This is a genomic window from Arthrobacter castelli DSM 16402 (assembly GCF_000430705.1).
Lineage (GTDB): Bacteria > Actinomycetota > Actinomycetes > Actinomycetales > Micrococcaceae > Arthrobacter_C > Arthrobacter_C castelli.
In genome coordinates, this window is record NZ_AUMN01000022.1 from 59693 (window position 1) to 74741 (window position 15049).

Here is a 15049-nt window from a genome sequence, read left to right on the forward strand (position 1 = left end):
CCTTGGTCGACCACCGAAGCGGGGCGCCTTGGTCGACCACCGAAGCGGGGAGCCTTGGTCGACCACCGGTGATCGACCACTGGTGTGCCACTTGGAAGGAATAACGTGGATTCGCTACTGATCGCCCAGGACAAGGCGGAAACCCTGATCGAGGCCCTGCCCTGGATCCAGCGGTTCGCCGGCAGCGTCGTCGTCATCAAGTACGGCGGCAACGCCATGGTCAGCGACGAGCTGCGCCGCGCCTTCGCCGAGGACGTGGTCTTCCTGCACCACGTCGGCATCAAGCCGGTGGTGGTCCATGGCGGGGGACCGCAAATCAACACCATGCTCGATAAGCTCGGCATCGAGTCCACCTTTGAGGCGGGCCTGCGCGTCACCACGCCGGAGGCGATGGACGTGGTGCGGATGGTGCTGACCGGTCAGGTGGGCCGGGAACTGGTGGGACTGATCAATGCCCATGGTCCGTACGCCGTCGGCCTCAGCGGCGAGGACGGCGGGCTGCTGCAGGGCAGCCGGCGGTCAGCCACGGTCGACGGCGAAGACATCGACCTGGGGCTGGTCGGCGAGGTCACCGGCGTCAATCCTGCCGCCATCGTGGACCTGCTGGAAGCGGGCCGCATCCCGGTGATTTCAACTGTCGCACCGGAAATGGAACCGGAGCCCACCGGCGAAGTGCTCAATGTCAATGCCGACGCCGCCGCCGCCGCGCTGGCCGCGGCGCTGGACGCGTCCAAGATGGTCATCCTCACCGACGTCGAAGGGCTGTACCGGAACTGGCCGGACCGTTCGTCGCTGATCTCATCAATGCCCGCCGCCGAACTGCGGGCGATGCTGGACCAGCTGGAATCCGGGATGATCCCCAAGATGAACGCCTGCCTGGCCGCCGTCGACGGCGGCGTCGACCGTTCGGTCATTGTCGACGGCAGGATGCCGCACTCGATGCTGCTGGAAATCTTCACCACGGCCGGCATCGGCACCCAGATTGTTCCCGATACCGAGGAGAATTCATGAGCACCAGTGACACCCCGGCTACCCGGGATATTCCCTCCCGGGACGAGGACACCGGGCACGACCATACCGGGCACGAACATACCCGGGACGAGCAGTCCTGGGACGAGCGCTACCGCAGCTCGCTGCTGGGTGTCTTCGGCACTCCGCAACGGATGCTCACTGACGGATCGGGATGCACGGTCCGGGACGCCGACGGCAAGGAATACCTGGATATGCTCGGCGGCATCGCCGTCAACGCGCTCGGCCACGCGCATCCGGCCCTGACCCGTGCGGTCTCTGAGCAGATGAACACCCTCGGGCACGTCTCCAACTTCTTCACCAGTGATCCGCAGATCCGGCTGGCCGAAAAGCTGCTGCAGATCAGCGGCGCGCCGGCCGGGTCCAAGGTGTTCTTCACCAATTCCGGCACGGAAGCCAATGAAGCGGCGTTCAAGCTGGCCCGCAAGCATGGGCGGGCCACTGGACGAAACCGGGTCATCGCCCTCGAGGGCGGATTCCACGGCCGCACCATGGGTGCCTTGGCGCTGACGGCCAAGGAGGCACATCGTGCCCCGTTCGAGCCGTTGCCCGGTCCGGTCACCCACATCCCGTTTGGTGACGTCGATGCGCTCGCCGATGCGGTCGACGAGAGTGTGGCCGCAGTTATTGTCGAACCAATCCAGGGCGAGGCGGGGGTGCGTGAACTGCCCGCGGGCTACCTGCAGGCGGCACGGAGGATCACCGCCGACGCCGGCGCGCTGTTGCTGGTCGACGAGGTGCAGACCGGCGTCGGCCGCACCGGATCCTGGTTGTGTTCGGGCAGTGCCGCCAACGCCGACGTCGTCACGCTGGCCAAGGGCCTCGGCGGGGGAATCCCCATCGGCGCGATGATCACCAGCGGCGAGGGACCGTCGTCGTTGTTTGCCGCCGGTGACCACGGGACCACATTCGGCGGCAACCCGGTGGCCACAGCGGCGTCGCTGGCCACGCTTCAAACCATCGAGTCCGAAGGCCTGCTCGAGCACGCGGCCAACCTTGGACGCTACCTGCGCGGCCGGCTGGCGGCGCTGGAGCACGTGGTCGAGGTCCGCGGCGAAGGACTGCTGATAGCGTTCGACGTCGATGTCCCCGCCTCTGTGGCGATTGTCACCGCGGCGCTGGATGCCGGGATCATCATCAACGCCCCCGGGCCCTCGACCATTCGGCTGGCGCCGCCACTGATCCTGAGCCAACAACAGGCCGACCGGTTCCTGGCCGAATTGCCCGCCATCATCACCACCGCATTGGACCACCACCGGCGCACCGTCGCAAAGGAGACCCCATGACCCGCCATTTCCTCGTCGATACCGACCTCAGCGGCGCGGAGCAAGCCGAAGTGCTGGAACTGGCGCTGACCATGAAATCCGACCGGTTCGGCCGCAAGCCGCTGGCCGGGCCGCAGTCCGTGGCGGCGATTTTCGACAAGACCTCCACCCGCACCCGGGTGTCCCTCGCCACCGGTATTGCGGATCTGGGCGGCTCGCCGCTCGTCATCAATCCGGGCGAGGCGCAACTGGGTCATAAGGAGTCCATCGCCGACACCGCCCGGGTGCTGGAGCGAATGGTGGCCGCCGTCGCCTGGCGCACCTTCGACCAGTCCGGCCTGGAGGAAATGGCCGCCAACTCCTCCGTACCGGTGATCAATGCCTTATCGGACCAGTACCACCCGTGCCAGCTTCTGGCCGACCTGCTGACCGTCAAGGAGCACAGGGGCAAGCTGGACGGGCTGACCATGACATATCTGGGGGACGGCGCCAACAACATGGCTGCCTCCTACCTGCTGGCAGGAGCGACGGCCGGAATGCACGTGCGGGTCGCAGCCCCGGAGGGATACCTGCCCTCGGAGCAGGTGACGACGGCGGCCCGGCGGCGCGCGGCCGAAACCGGTGGCTCGATTATGGCCACCTCAGATAAGTCAGAGGCGCTTTCCGGGGCAGATGTGCTGGCCACCGACACGTGGATATCCATGGGCCAGGAGGACGAGCAGGAAGACCGCGCGGAGATCTTCAAGCCGTACTCGATCGATGCCGCCGCCCTGGCCCAGTCAGCGCCCGACGCCATCGTGCTGCACTGCCTGCCGGCCTACCGTGGGCTGGAAATTTCCGCCGAGGTGATTGACGGCCCGCAGTCGGTGGTGTGGGACGAGGCCGAAAACCGCCTTCACGCACAAAAGGCCCTGCTGGCCTGGCTGCTTGAAGAATCGACCCAGCCGGCAGACCTGGCCGGGCGCGGAGGTTCGTCGTGAACAGCAGGCCACCGACAAAGACTGCCCGTCAAGGGCGGATTGCGGCGCTGCTGACCTCGCAGCCGGTGCGCTCGCAGGCTGAGCTTGCCGCGTTATTGGCCGACGACGGCGTGCAGGTCACCCAGGCGACGCTGTCCCGGGACTTGGTCGAAATCGGCGCGGTGCGGGTCCGCAGCTCGGCCGGCGGGCTGGTGTATGCCGTCCCGTCCGACGGTGTGGACCGCACCCTGCAGTCGGCGCTGGACCGGGAAATGCTCGATGCCCGGCTGGCCAAGCTCTGCGAAGATGTGCTGGTCACCGCGGAGGGATCCGGAAACCTGACGGTGCTGCGCACCCCTCCCGGGGCCGCGCAGTTCCTGGCCTCGGCCATCGACCACTCCACCATGCCGGCCGTGCTGGGAACGATCGCCGGCGACGACACCATCGTGCTGGTGTGCCGCGAGTCCGACGGCGGGCAGGCGGTGGCCGAACGGTTCCTGGAACTGGCCTCGGCTGCAGTACGATCCTGAAGGTCCGCAGCTCGATGGTCGAGAGCCGCCGCTGCATCCGGCGGCCTCCAAGACATACCCTGTAAGCAAACCAATCTTCCCGGTGGTGTCCCCATCCACCGGTATGCACAACAACAAGGAGCTTTTGTGACTGACCGCATTGTTCTGGCCTACTCCGGTGGCCTCGATACCTCCGTTGCCATTGGCTGGATTGCCGAAGCCACCGGTGCCGAAGTCATCGCCGTGGCGGTCGACGTCGGACAGGGCGGCGAAGACCTGGAAACCATCCGCCAGCGTGCGCTGGACTGCGGAGCAGTCGAGGCCTACGTGGCCGACGCGCGGGACGAATTCGCCAACGAGTACTGCATGCCCGCCCTGCAGGCCAACGCCTTGTACCAGGATTCCTACCCGCTGGTCTCGGCGGTCTCCCGCCCCGTCATCGTCAAGCACCTGGTTGCGGCCGCCCGCCAGTTCGGTGCCACCACCGTCGCCCACGGCTGCACCGGCAAGGGTAACGACCAGGTCCGCTTCGAGGTCGGCATCCAGACCCTCGGCCCGGACCTGAAATGCATCGCCCCGGTGCGCGACCTCGCGCTGACCCGGGACAAGGCCATCGAATACGCCGAGCGGAACAACCTGCCGATCGAGACCACCAAGAGCAACCCGTTCTCGATCGACGCGAATGTGTGGGGACGTGCGGTGGAGACGGGGTTCCTCGAAGACATCTGGAACGGTCCCACCAAGGACGTGTACCAGTACACCGACGACCCGACCCACCCGCCGGTGGCCGACGAGGTGACCATCACCTTCTCCAAGGGCATCCCGGTGGCGATCGACGGTCACGCCGTCACCCCGCTGGAGGCCATCAAGGAGATGAACCGCCGCGCCGGGGTCCAAGGCGTGGGCCGGATCGACATTGTCGAAGACCGGCTGGTGGGCATTAAGAGCCGCGAAATCTACGAAGCCCCCGGCGCGATGGCACTGATCGCCGCCCACAAGGAGCTGGAGAACGTGACCGTGGAGCGCGAACAGGCCCGCTTCAAGAAGACCGTGGGCCAGCGCTGGACCGAACTGGTCTACGACGGCCAGTGGTTCTCGCCCCTGAAGCGCTCGCTGGACACGTTCGTGACCGACACTCAGACCTACGTCAACGGCGATATCCGGATGGAGCTGCACGGCGGCCGCGCCACGGTCACCGGACGGCGCTCCGAGACAGCGCTGTACGACTTCAACCTGGCCACCTATGACAGCGGGGACACCTTCGACCAGTCGATGGCCCGTGGCTTCATTGAGCTGTTCGGGATGTCCTCCAAGGTGGCTTCCGGCCGCGAGTACCGCGCCGGCACCGCGGGAAACCAGTAAGGAAAACCTGCAGTGACCAACCACGACGACGGATCTGACCGCGGCGCGGAGCGCCTTGGTCGATCAGCGGAGGACCCCGGTGGTCGAGTAGGGCGCGAAGCGCCGCACCGAGACCCCGCACCGAGACCCCGCACCAACACCGGTGCGCTGTGGGGCGGCCGGTTCGCCAGCGGCCCCAACGACGCGCTGGCGGCGCTGAGCAAGTCCACCGACTTCGACTGGCGGCTGGCGCATTACGATATCGCCGGTTCCAAGGCCCACGCCCGGGTGCTGCATCGCACCGGTCTGCTCGACGACGCCGAGCTCGACGCGATGGTGTCGGCCCTCGACCAGCTCGACGCCGATGTCCGGTCCGGTGCCTATGCCCCGGCCGAATCGGACGAGGACGTGCACGGGTCGCTGGAACGCGGCCTCATCGAACGAGCCGGGCCGGCGCTGGGCGGCAAGCTGCGGGCCGGGCGCTCGCGCAACGACCAGATCGCCACCATGGGCCGGATGTACCTGCGCGACCATGCCCGCATCGTTGGTGCCGGCACGCTCGACGTCGTCGACGCCCTGGTGGCGCAGGCCTCGGAGCATCTGGACGTCGCCATGCCGGGGCGCACCCACTTGCAGCATGCCCAGCCGGTGCTGCTGTCCCACCACCTGCTGGCTCATGCCTGGGCGCTGCTGCGGGATGTGCAGCGGCTGATGGATTGGGACAAGCGCGCGGCGGTGTCTCCGTACGGATCAGGGGCGTTGGCCGGATCCTCGCTGGGACTGAGTCCGCAGGCTGTTGCCGACGACCTCGGATTCGATTCCGCGGTGCACAACTCTATCGATGGCACCGCGTCCCGGGACGTATATGCCGAGTTTGCCTGGGTCGCGGCGATGACCGGTGTCGATCTGTCGCGGATCAGCGAAGAAGTCATCCTCTGGGCCACCAAGGAATTCTCCTTCGTCACCCTCGACGACGCGTTTTCCACCGGGTCGTCGATCATGCCCCAGAAGAAGAACCCGGACGTGGCCGAGCTGGCACGGGGCAAATCCGGCCGGCTGGTGGGGGACCTCACCGGGTTGCTGACCACTTTGAAGGGCCTGCCACTGGCATACAACCGGGACCTGCAGGAGGACAAGGAACCGGTGTTCGACGCGGCGGACACCCTGGAACTGCTGCTGCCCGCCGTCGCCGGCATGATCGGCACCCTGACGTTCCACGGCGAGCGGATGCAGTCCCTGGCGCCGCAGGGTTTCGCGCTGGCCACCGACGTCGCCGAGTGGCTGGTGCGCCAGGGCGTGCCCTTCCGCGAAGCCCATGAAATTTCCGGCCAGGCCGTGGCCCTGTGCGAGGAACGCGGGATCGAACTGTGGGACCTCGCCGATGAGGACTTCGCCGGCATTTCACCGCAGTTGACGCCGCAGGTCCGCGAAGTGCTCACCGTTGAAGGGTCGCTGAACAGCCGGAATTCGCAAGGCGGCACGGCACGGTCCGCCGTCGAACGGCAGCTGGAGGTGCTGAAACGGGAACTCGACGAGGCCCGCGCCTTCACGGCGGCTGAACCTGCCTTCCGATAAATCCCGGATGGTGACATATTGTCATCAACATCTATATGATGTGACATATGAGGACCACGATACGCTTGCCGGATGAGCTTTATCGCCGGGTGCGGGAACGAGCTTTGAGCGATGGCCGCACGGTCACCTCGTTCATCGAGGAGTCCCTGAGGGAATCGCTCGAACGATACGACAATCCGGCCGGACCAGTCGATTTCGTCGTTGAACCCTTCGAGGGCACCGGTGTGCAGCCAGGGGTGGATCTCACGGATTCCGCATCACTGCTCGACCTGATGGAACACTGATCATGCTCATGCCTGACGTCAATGTCCTGGTCGGTGCCTTCCGTACGGATTCAGAGCACCACGAGGACGTCAAAGGATGGCTGGAGTCCTCGGTGAAGTCGGCCGAAACTGTCGGTCTGTCCGATGCTGTGCTCACCGGATTCGTTCGTGTGGTGACACATCGGCGCATATTCAAGGTGCCAACGCCGTTGGACATGGCCCTGCGCCAGATTGAGACGCTCCGGAAGGCACCGGGCGTATTGCGAGTGACCCCCGGCGGCTGGTACGTCGATATCTTCGCGCGGTTATGCCGTGGCGCGGACGCACGGGGCAATCTCGTTGCGGATGCGGCCCACGCCGCTACAGCCATGGAAGCCGGAGCCACCTGGATCACCCTGGACAGGGATTTCGCGCGGTTCGCCGGACTCAAGTGGGACACGCCCTTGGGCACCATCGGCCGGTGAACTTGCAAGAATGGACGTATGGACCCAGTCAACGCCGATCACGAATTCCTGCTGCACCATTCCGCCGTCGAAGCCGCCCCGCGTTTGCTCGGAGCGATCCTGCGCCGCGAGAGTGCTGACGGGACGGTTGCCGTCCGGCTGACCGAGGTGGAGGCGTACTTGGGCGCGCATGATTCGCCACATCCGGACCCGGGATCCCACGGATTCAAGGGCAAGACCGAACGGAACGCAGTGATGTTCGGCCCGGCAGGGTTCATGTACGTCTATTTCACCTACGGCATGCACTACTGCGCGAATATCGTCTGCGGCACGGCGGGAACATCGACCGGGGTGCTGATGCGGGCCGGTGAAATTGTCGAGGGCCAGGACCTCGCCTTCGCCCGCCGCCATGCTGCCAAGAACGAGCGGGAACTGGCCAAGGGGCCCGCCCGGCTCACGCAGGCCCTCGGCATCGACCGGAAGTACAACGGCACCGAGGTGTTTCAGCCCCCGGTGACACTTCGGCTCGCGGACCACCCGCCGTCGCCGCAGCATATGAGCACCGGCCCCCGGGTGGGAGTGAGCGGACCGGGCGGCGGTCATGCATACCCCTGGCGGTTTTGGCTCTCGGGGAACAAGACCGTATCGGTCTACCGTGCCGCCAAACCACGCCAGCCACCTGTTCTCTGATCCGGTACGGTAACTCAGGTGGCATCTTCTTCCAATGAACCCGTGGAGTCCATGATCAACCGGCTGTGCGCCGTCGTCGAGGACTATCCGAAGCCGGGTATTACCTTCCGTGACCTGACGCCGGTCTTCGCCGATGGCGCCGCCCTGAGGGCCATGGTGGATTCGTTGATCGAGCCGTTTGCCGGCGGGTTCGATGCCGTGGCCGGCACTGAGGCCCGCGGCTTCCTGCTGGCCGCCGCTGCAGCGTACGCCGCCGGCGTCGGCGTGATCACCGTCCGCAAGCCGGATAAGCTCCCGCGCCGGGTCCATACTGAACATTACGACCTGGAGTACGGGTCCGCGTCGCTGCAAATGCATACGGACGACCTCAAACCCGGCAGCCGGGTGCTGGTGCTCGACGACGTGCTCGCCACCGGCGGCACCCTCGCCGCGACCACCAGGCTCCTTGCCTCGGCAGGCGTCCGGGTCGCGGGCGTCGGGGTGGTGCTGGAACTGAACGGCCTGCGTGGCCGCAGCGCCCTCGCCGGACACCGTGTCCGCTCACTGGCGCGGGTCTAGGTATATCCAGGTACAACCGCACCGACTGCCCAACAGGGGCATTCCGCTGTAGAATGGACGGTCTGCCATTTGCGGGAGGAGACCTGATGCCCCAGAGCCGTGTGAGCGGTCAACCCATAGCGGCCACCCAGCCGGACGTGGATCCACAGTTGCAGCAGGAGCGGGACTATGTCGGCCGGCTGTATGCGCGGCTGGACGAACTGCGCGCGGAAAAGACCGAGCAACTCGATAAGGTCCGCCGGTCCGTATCGGCCGGATCACACCAGAACCGTTCGGAGCGGGACGCGTTTGCCACCCTTTACGAGGACCGACTGGCCCAGCTCAACGCGGTCGACGACCGGCTGGTATTCGGTCGGCTGGATCTTGACGACGGCGAAGCCCGCTACATCGGCCGGATCGGGCTGTCCACGGAGGACCTGCAGCGGCTGATGGTGGACTGGCGCGCGCCGGAGGCGGGAACCTTCTACCAGGCAACTGTCTTCGAACGGCAGGGCGTACGACGTCGGCGCCACTTGATGCTGCAGGGCAGGACGGTCAAGGGGCTCGAAGATGACGTGCTCGACACCGAACTGCTTGACGAATCCGACCAATTGCAGGGTGAAGGCGCGCTGCTGGCCGCGTTGAACTCGAAGCGCACCGGCCAGATGGGCGACATCGTCGGAACCATCCAGGCCGAGCAGGACCGCATTATCCGGTCCGAGCTGCGGGGCACCCTGGTGGTCCAGGGCGGCCCGGGCACCGGCAAGACGGCGGTCGCATTGCACCGCGCCGCGTACCTGCTCTACACCCACCGCGAGCGGCTCAAGTCCGCCGGGGTGCTGCTGGTCGGCCCCTCCAACTCCTTCATGCGCTACATCGAACGGGTGCTGCCCTCGCTGGGCGAGACCGGCGTCGTGATGACCAGCGTCGGCCAGCTGATGCCGGGCATCAACGCAATTCCCGAACGCGACCCCGACGTTGCCCGCATCAAGGGCGACCTGCGGATGGCCGACGTCGTCAAGGCCGCCGTTGCCAATAAGCAGCGGGTGCCGCAGACCGAGCAGCGGCTGACGGTGGAGAGCAATACCCTGACGCTGACCCCGAAGCAGATGCGGCGCGCACGCGACCGTGCCCGGGCGACAGGCAAACCGCATAATGAGGCCCGTGCAACCTTCGTGAAGATCCTGCTGCGGGAGTTGACCGACCAGCTGACCGAAAAGATCGAAGAATCGGGCCGGGGCAATAACGCCGACCGCTCCTACCTGGCCGAAGAGGTGCGCACGTCCAAGGAGGTGCGCGTAGCGATCAACCTCGGCTGGATGCCCACCTCGCCCGCGAAACTGATCAACGATCTGCTGACCAAACCCGGCAGGCTGGACGCCGCGGCGGGGCAGTTGACTGACGATGAACGCCGGCTGCTGCGCCGCGATGCCGAAGCGCCGTGGACCGAAGCGGACGTGGCGTTGATCGACGAAGCCGCCGAGCTGCTCGGGGACCTCGATGTCTCCGGCGGCCGGGACCAGGCCGCTCAGGAGGCCGAACGTCAGCGCAACATCGCCAACGCCGAACGCGCCATTGAAAACGTCAACCCGTCGCTGGCCGACTCGGGCGTGGACGGGACCCTGCGGGCCGAAGAGCTCGCTGAGCACAACGAGGTTCCCGAAGTCCGCTTCACCGCCGCCGAACGGGCAGTGAACGACCGGTCCTGGGCTTACGGGCATATCGTCGTTGACGAGGCGCAGGAACTGTCAGCGATGCAGTGGCGTCTTTTGATGCGGCGTTGCCCGATGAAGTCGTTTACCGTTGTCGGCGATATTGCCCAGGCCAGTTCCGCCGCGGGGGCCACCTCGTGGAATCAGGCACTGGAGCCGTTTTTGGACGACCGTTGGCGGGTGGAGGAACTGACCGTCAACTACCGTACGCCCACTCAGATTGCCGAGGCCGCGGTGAGGATGGCCAACGCCGCCGGCCTGGATATTTCAGCGCCCAAGGCGGTGCGCGAAGGCCGCTGGGATCCCGTCGTCGATCGCGTCGGTCCGGAACCGGCAGCGCTGACCGATGGGCTGCTCGATGCCGTGCCTGAAGAACTGGAACTGCTCGACGGCGGCTTGCTCGCGGTCATTACCGACGATGCCCGGGTCGCGGCACTGCGGCGCGAACTGCGCCAGGTGTACGGACGCCGGGTGGGATCAGGCTCCGGCGGGTACGAACAGGATATTGTGGTGATCAGCGCGCAGGAAGCCAAGGGGCTCGAGTTCGATGGTGTCATCATCGTCGAACCCGCCGAGCTGCTGGTCTCCACCGGCGGCAAGGTGGGAGACCTGTATGTGGCTATGACCCGTCCCACGCAACGCCTGCGCCTGCTGGCCGGGTCCGATATCCCGGCCGGTATCGAGGTCCCGGCCGCTGTCGAGTAGTTTAGGAATCGTGTCCAATATGCCCGTTGAAAGTTCTCCGAGCGTCAAAGCTCAGCACAATGACGCCAGTTTCGCCAACATCTGGGCCGAGCTCAAGTGGCGCGGCCTGGTCCACATCTCCACCGATGAAGTGGAACTGGAGAAGGCACTGAGTGGGGAACCTCTGAGCTACTATTGCGGCTTCGACCCGACGGCGCCGTCGCTGCATCTGGGGCACCTGGTGCAGTTGCTGACCATGCGGCGGTTGCAACTGGCCGGTCACCGTCCGATCGGACTGGTCGGCGGTTCCACCGGCCTGATCGGTGACCCGCGGCCGACGTCGGAACGGACCTTGAACACCAAGGAGACCGTGGCGGAGTGGGTCGGCTTCCTGCAGGCTCAGGTATCCCGGTACCTGGACTTCGACGGAACCAACCCGGCCCAAATGGTAAACAACCTGGACTGGACCGCCCCGCTGACCGCCATCGACTTCCTGCGGGAGATCGGTAAACACTTCCGGGTCGGAACTATGATCAAAAAGGACGCGGTCAGCGCACGGCTCAATTCCGATGCCGGAATCAGCTACACCGAATTCAGTTACCAGTTGTTGCAGGGACTGGACTTTTTGGAGCTGTTCCGCAAATACGATTGCACCCTGCAGACCGGTGGGTCTGACCAGTGGGGCAATCTCACAGCGGGCGTCGATTTGATCCATCGCGCCGAGGGCCGCAGTGTCCATGCCATTGGAACCCCGCTGATCACCAACTCGGACGGGTCCAAATTCGGCAAGAGCGAAGGCAACGCCATTTGGATCGACGAAAAGCTGACAAGTCCGTATGAGTTCTACCAGTTCTGGCTCAATACGGCCGACGCCGACGTCGTGGAACGGCTCAAGGTCTTCACGTTCATGTCCCGCGAGGAAATCGAGGACCTCGGCGCCGCCGTATCCGAACGTCCGCATCTGCGCGAGGCCCAACGGGCCCTGGCCTATGACGTGTGTTCCCTGGTGCATGGCACGGATGTGACCGACAAGGTGATTGCGGCCTCGTCCGCCGTGTTCGGTCGGGGCGATGTGACCGGCCTGGATGAGGCCACGCTGAAGTCCGTCACGGCTGAACTTCCGCGCGGATCCGCGCAGCGGGGAGCAACAGTGGTGGAAGTGCTGGTGGCTTCCGGGCTGGTGCCGAGCAATTCGGCAGCCCGCCGGACTATCGGTGAAGGCGGCGCGTACGTGAATAACGTCAAAGTCGCGGACGCGGATGCTGTGATCGACGACACTGAACTTCTTCATGGCCGGTACCTGCTGGTGCGCCGGGGGAAGCGCAATCTGGCCGTCGTCGAGGTCGGAATGGAGACTGCCGGGGGTCGCTGAGCTTGGCGTGTTACCGGCGTGCTTCCGCGCGTTTCCGGTGTCCGGGGCAGGGGTCCAGGGCGGGCGGTCTTCGCGTTGCGGGGCCGGCAGCACAGGGTTCAGGGAGCGGATTTGACGTTGCGCTCTGAACTGCCGTAATGTTTTTGAAGTCGCCCGCCGAGGAGGCCTTCAGGGGCCGAGGGAATGACGATCGTTGAACTTGATCTTCATAATCTAGCGAGCGGGGGCAACCCCTTCAAAATGAGAAGCGATGCCGTGTGTGCGCGTTGGCGTTTCGTACGGAGTAGCTGATACATTTTGGTGGGTAATTCGAAGAAATGCAGAACGAATTCGCGGGAAATGCGGATTTGACAGCAAGAATTCGAATGAAATAAAGTTATAAACATAGCAGCAAAGAAAACGGAACAATTCAGTTTCGAAAGTATTTGAATTGCTCTTGTTGTTTGAGAACTCAATAGTGTGTCATGTTTGTTGATACCAATTTTTTATTTGGTTGATTTGCTGCCGGCTGCACGCACCCCGTGTGTGGTTGGTGGTTTTTTAGCTGGTTTCAAATTTTTGTTGATGCATGGGCTTTTTTGGTTTGTGTGTTGATGTTTGTTTTTTAACGGAGAGTTTGATCCTGGCTCAGGATGAACGCTGGCGGCGTGCTTAACACATGCAAGTCGGACGATGAAGCGGTGCTTGCACCGTGGATTAGTGGCGAACGGGTGAGTAACACGTGAGTAACCTGCCCTTGACTTCAGGATAAGCCCGGGAAACTGGGTCTAATACTGGATATGACTGCCGGTCGCATGGCCTGGTGGTGGAAAGCTTGATGCGGTTTTGGATGGACTCGCGGCCTATCAGCTGGTTGGTGGGGTAATGGCTTACCAAGGCGACGACGGGTAGCCGGCCTGAGAGGGTGACCGGTCACACTGGGACTGAGACACGGCCCAGACTCCTACGGGAGGCAGCAGTGGGGAATCTTGCACAATGGGCGAAAGCCTGATGCAGCGACGCCGCGTGAGGGATGAATGCCTTCGGGTTGTAAACCTCTTTCAGTAGGGAAGAAGCCGCCTTTTGGTGGTGACGGTACTTGCAGAAGAAGCGCCGGCTAACTACGTGCCAGCAGCCGCGGTAATACGTAGGGCGCAAGCGTTATCCGGAATTATTGGGCGTAAAGAGCTCGTAGGCGGTTTGTCACGTCTGCTGTGAAAGCCCGGGGCTTAACTCCGGGTGTGCAGTGGGTACGGGCAGACTGGAGTGCAGTAGGGGAGACTGGAATTCCTGGTGTAGCGGTGAAATGCGCAGATATCAGGAGGAACACCGATGGCGAAGGCAGGTCTCTGGGCTGTTACTGACGCTGAGGAGCGAAAGCATGGGGAGCGAACAGGATTAGATACCCTGGTAGTCCATGCCGTAAACGTTGGGCACTAGGTGTGGGGGACATTCCACGTTTTCCGCGCCGTAGCTAACGCATTAAGTGCCCCGCCTGGGGAGTACGGCCGCAAGGCTAAAACTCAAAGGAATTGACGGGGGCCCGCACAAGCGGCGGAGCATGCGGATTAATTCGATGCAACGCGAAGAACCTTACCAAGGCTTGACATGGACCGGTTTGGGCTGGAAACAGTCTTTCCCTTCGGGGCTGGTTCACAGGTGGTGCATGGTTGTCGTCAGCTCGTGTCGTGAGATGTTGGGTTAAGTCCCGCAACGAGCGCAACCCTCGTTCCATGTTGCCAGCACGTTGTGGTGGGGACTCATGGGAGACTGCCGGGGTCAACTCGGAGGAAGGTGGGGATGACGTCAAATCATCATGCCCCTTATGTCTTGGGCTTCACGCATGCTACAATGGCCGGTACAATGGGTTGCGATACTGTGAGGTGGAGCTAATCCCAAAAAGTCGGTCTCAGTTCGGATCGTGGTCTGCAACTCGACCACGTGAAGTCGGAGTCGCTAGTAATCGCAGATCAGCAACGCTGCGGTGAATACGTTCCCGGGCCTTGTACACACCGCCCGTCAAGTCACGAAAGTTGGTAACACCCGAAGCCGGTGGCCTAACCCCGTTTGGGGAGGGAGCCGTCGAAGGTGGGACTGGCGATTGGGACTAAGTCGTAACAAGGTAGCCGTACCGGAAGGTGCGGCTGGATCACCTCCTTTCTAAGGAGCACCTGCAACTGGTTCGCACTGCCTGATGGTGGTGTGGGTGGTTGCCAGGAGTAATACTCATTGCGGGCACTTGTGTTGTCCGGTGGGTGGCTCATGGGTGGAATATCAATGAATTGTGGCATTGCTGCTGGTTTGTCGGCTGTTAGTACGGCATTGTCCTTCCTTTGTGGTGGGGTGGTGTTGGGAATGTGGTTGTTCATCTGGTGGTGGTGTCCATGGCACACTGTTGGGTCCTGAGGCAACAGGAGCCCGCATGGTTCCGTCGTCTGCTGTTGTGCGGTTGGCGGGTGTGTGGTGTTTGGTTGTTTCTGGTTTGTCCCGGCATCCTGGTGCGGCCCCCTGTGTGGGGTTGTGTTCGGGGTGTGTGGGGTTGTTGTTTGGGAACTACATAGTGGACGCGAGCATCTGGTGCTGCGTGATGTTTTCGGCCTCTGCCTGTTTGGGTGGGGGTTGTGTGTTGCGTGGTGCCTTGTAGCAATGTTTTTGTTTCGAGTTGAAACGTCATGACTGCAGTTTTTTGTG

General features: G+C 63.8%; 12 protein-coding genes and 1 rRNA gene. All 13 read left to right on the forward strand.

Features of this window, described 5'->3' with window-relative positions:
* Positions 1 to 105 precede the first annotated feature (105 nt).
* The 13 genes from argB (at position 106) to H535_RS0118550 (ending at position 14518) form a co-directional block, all read left to right on the forward strand.
* Positions 106 to 1011 (forward strand): acetylglutamate kinase, encoded by a 906-nt coding sequence (gene argB / locus H535_RS0118490; RefSeq protein ID WP_026820717.1) that lies wholly within the window; start codon positions 106 to 108, stop codon positions 1009 to 1011.
* A complete protein-coding gene (locus H535_RS26580; protein WP_051299525.1) occupies positions 1008 to 2315 on the forward strand; it encodes an acetylornithine transaminase in 1308 nt (435 codons plus the stop codon). The genes argB and H535_RS26580 overlap by 4 nt, the downstream gene beginning before the upstream one ends.
* On the forward strand, positions 2312 to 3274 hold the full coding sequence (argF, locus tag H535_RS26585) for an ornithine carbamoyltransferase (RefSeq protein ID WP_035770142.1): 963 nt from the start codon (positions 2312 to 2314) through the stop codon (positions 3272 to 3274). Before H535_RS26580 ends, argF begins: the two co-directional genes overlap by 4 nt.
* A complete protein-coding gene (locus H535_RS0118505; RefSeq protein WP_026820718.1) occupies positions 3271 to 3783 on the forward strand; it encodes an arginine repressor in 513 nt (170 codons plus the stop codon). Before argF ends, H535_RS0118505 begins: the two co-directional genes overlap by 4 nt.
* A gap of 126 nt (positions 3784 to 3909) precedes the next feature.
* The gene (locus H535_RS0118510) at positions 3910 to 5124 is read left to right on the forward strand and encodes an argininosuccinate synthase (protein WP_026820719.1); all 1215 of its coding nucleotides are present in this window, start codon (positions 3910 to 3912) and stop codon (positions 5122 to 5124) included.
* Positions 5125 to 5271: 147 nt separating this feature from the next.
* Complete coding sequence (argH, locus tag H535_RS26590; protein ID WP_035770158.1) at positions 5272 to 6678, forward strand: argininosuccinate lyase; 1407 nt, start codon at positions 5272 to 5274, stop codon at positions 6676 to 6678.
* Positions 6679 to 6725: 47 nt separating this feature from the next.
* Positions 6726 to 6962 (forward strand): ribbon-helix-helix domain-containing protein, encoded by a 237-nt coding sequence (locus H535_RS0118520; protein ID WP_026820720.1) that lies wholly within the window; start codon positions 6726 to 6728, stop codon positions 6960 to 6962.
* Between the two features lie 2 nt (positions 6963 to 6964).
* Positions 6965 to 7405: a type II toxin-antitoxin system VapC family toxin gene (locus H535_RS0118525; protein ID WP_026820721.1), complete on the forward strand. Its 441-nt coding sequence runs from the start codon at positions 6965 to 6967 to the stop codon at positions 7403 to 7405.
* Between the two features lie 18 nt (positions 7406 to 7423).
* Positions 7424 to 8074 carry a DNA-3-methyladenine glycosylase gene (locus H535_RS26595; protein ID WP_035770143.1) on the forward strand — a complete coding sequence of 217 codons (651 nt, stop codon included), beginning with the start codon at positions 7424 to 7426 and terminating at the stop codon, positions 8072 to 8074.
* A gap of 51 nt (positions 8075 to 8125) precedes the next feature.
* Positions 8126 to 8632 carry an adenine phosphoribosyltransferase gene (locus H535_RS0118535; protein WP_035770144.1) on the forward strand — a complete coding sequence of 169 codons (507 nt, stop codon included), beginning with the start codon at positions 8126 to 8128 and terminating at the stop codon, positions 8630 to 8632.
* Positions 8633 to 8718: 86 nt separating this feature from the next.
* Positions 8719 to 11028, forward strand: coding sequence for a HelD family protein (locus H535_RS0118540; protein WP_051299527.1), 2310 nt, complete (start codon positions 8719 to 8721; stop codon positions 11026 to 11028).
* A 19-nt stretch (positions 11029 to 11047) separates the two neighbouring features.
* Positions 11048 to 12379, forward strand: coding sequence for a tyrosine--tRNA ligase (tyrS, locus tag H535_RS0118545; RefSeq protein ID WP_026820724.1), 1332 nt, complete (start codon positions 11048 to 11050; stop codon positions 12377 to 12379).
* 604 nt (positions 12380 to 12983) lie between these two features.
* A 16S ribosomal RNA gene (locus H535_RS0118550) occupies positions 12984 to 14518 on the forward strand.
* The last annotated feature ends 531 nt before the right edge of the window (positions 14519 to 15049 follow it).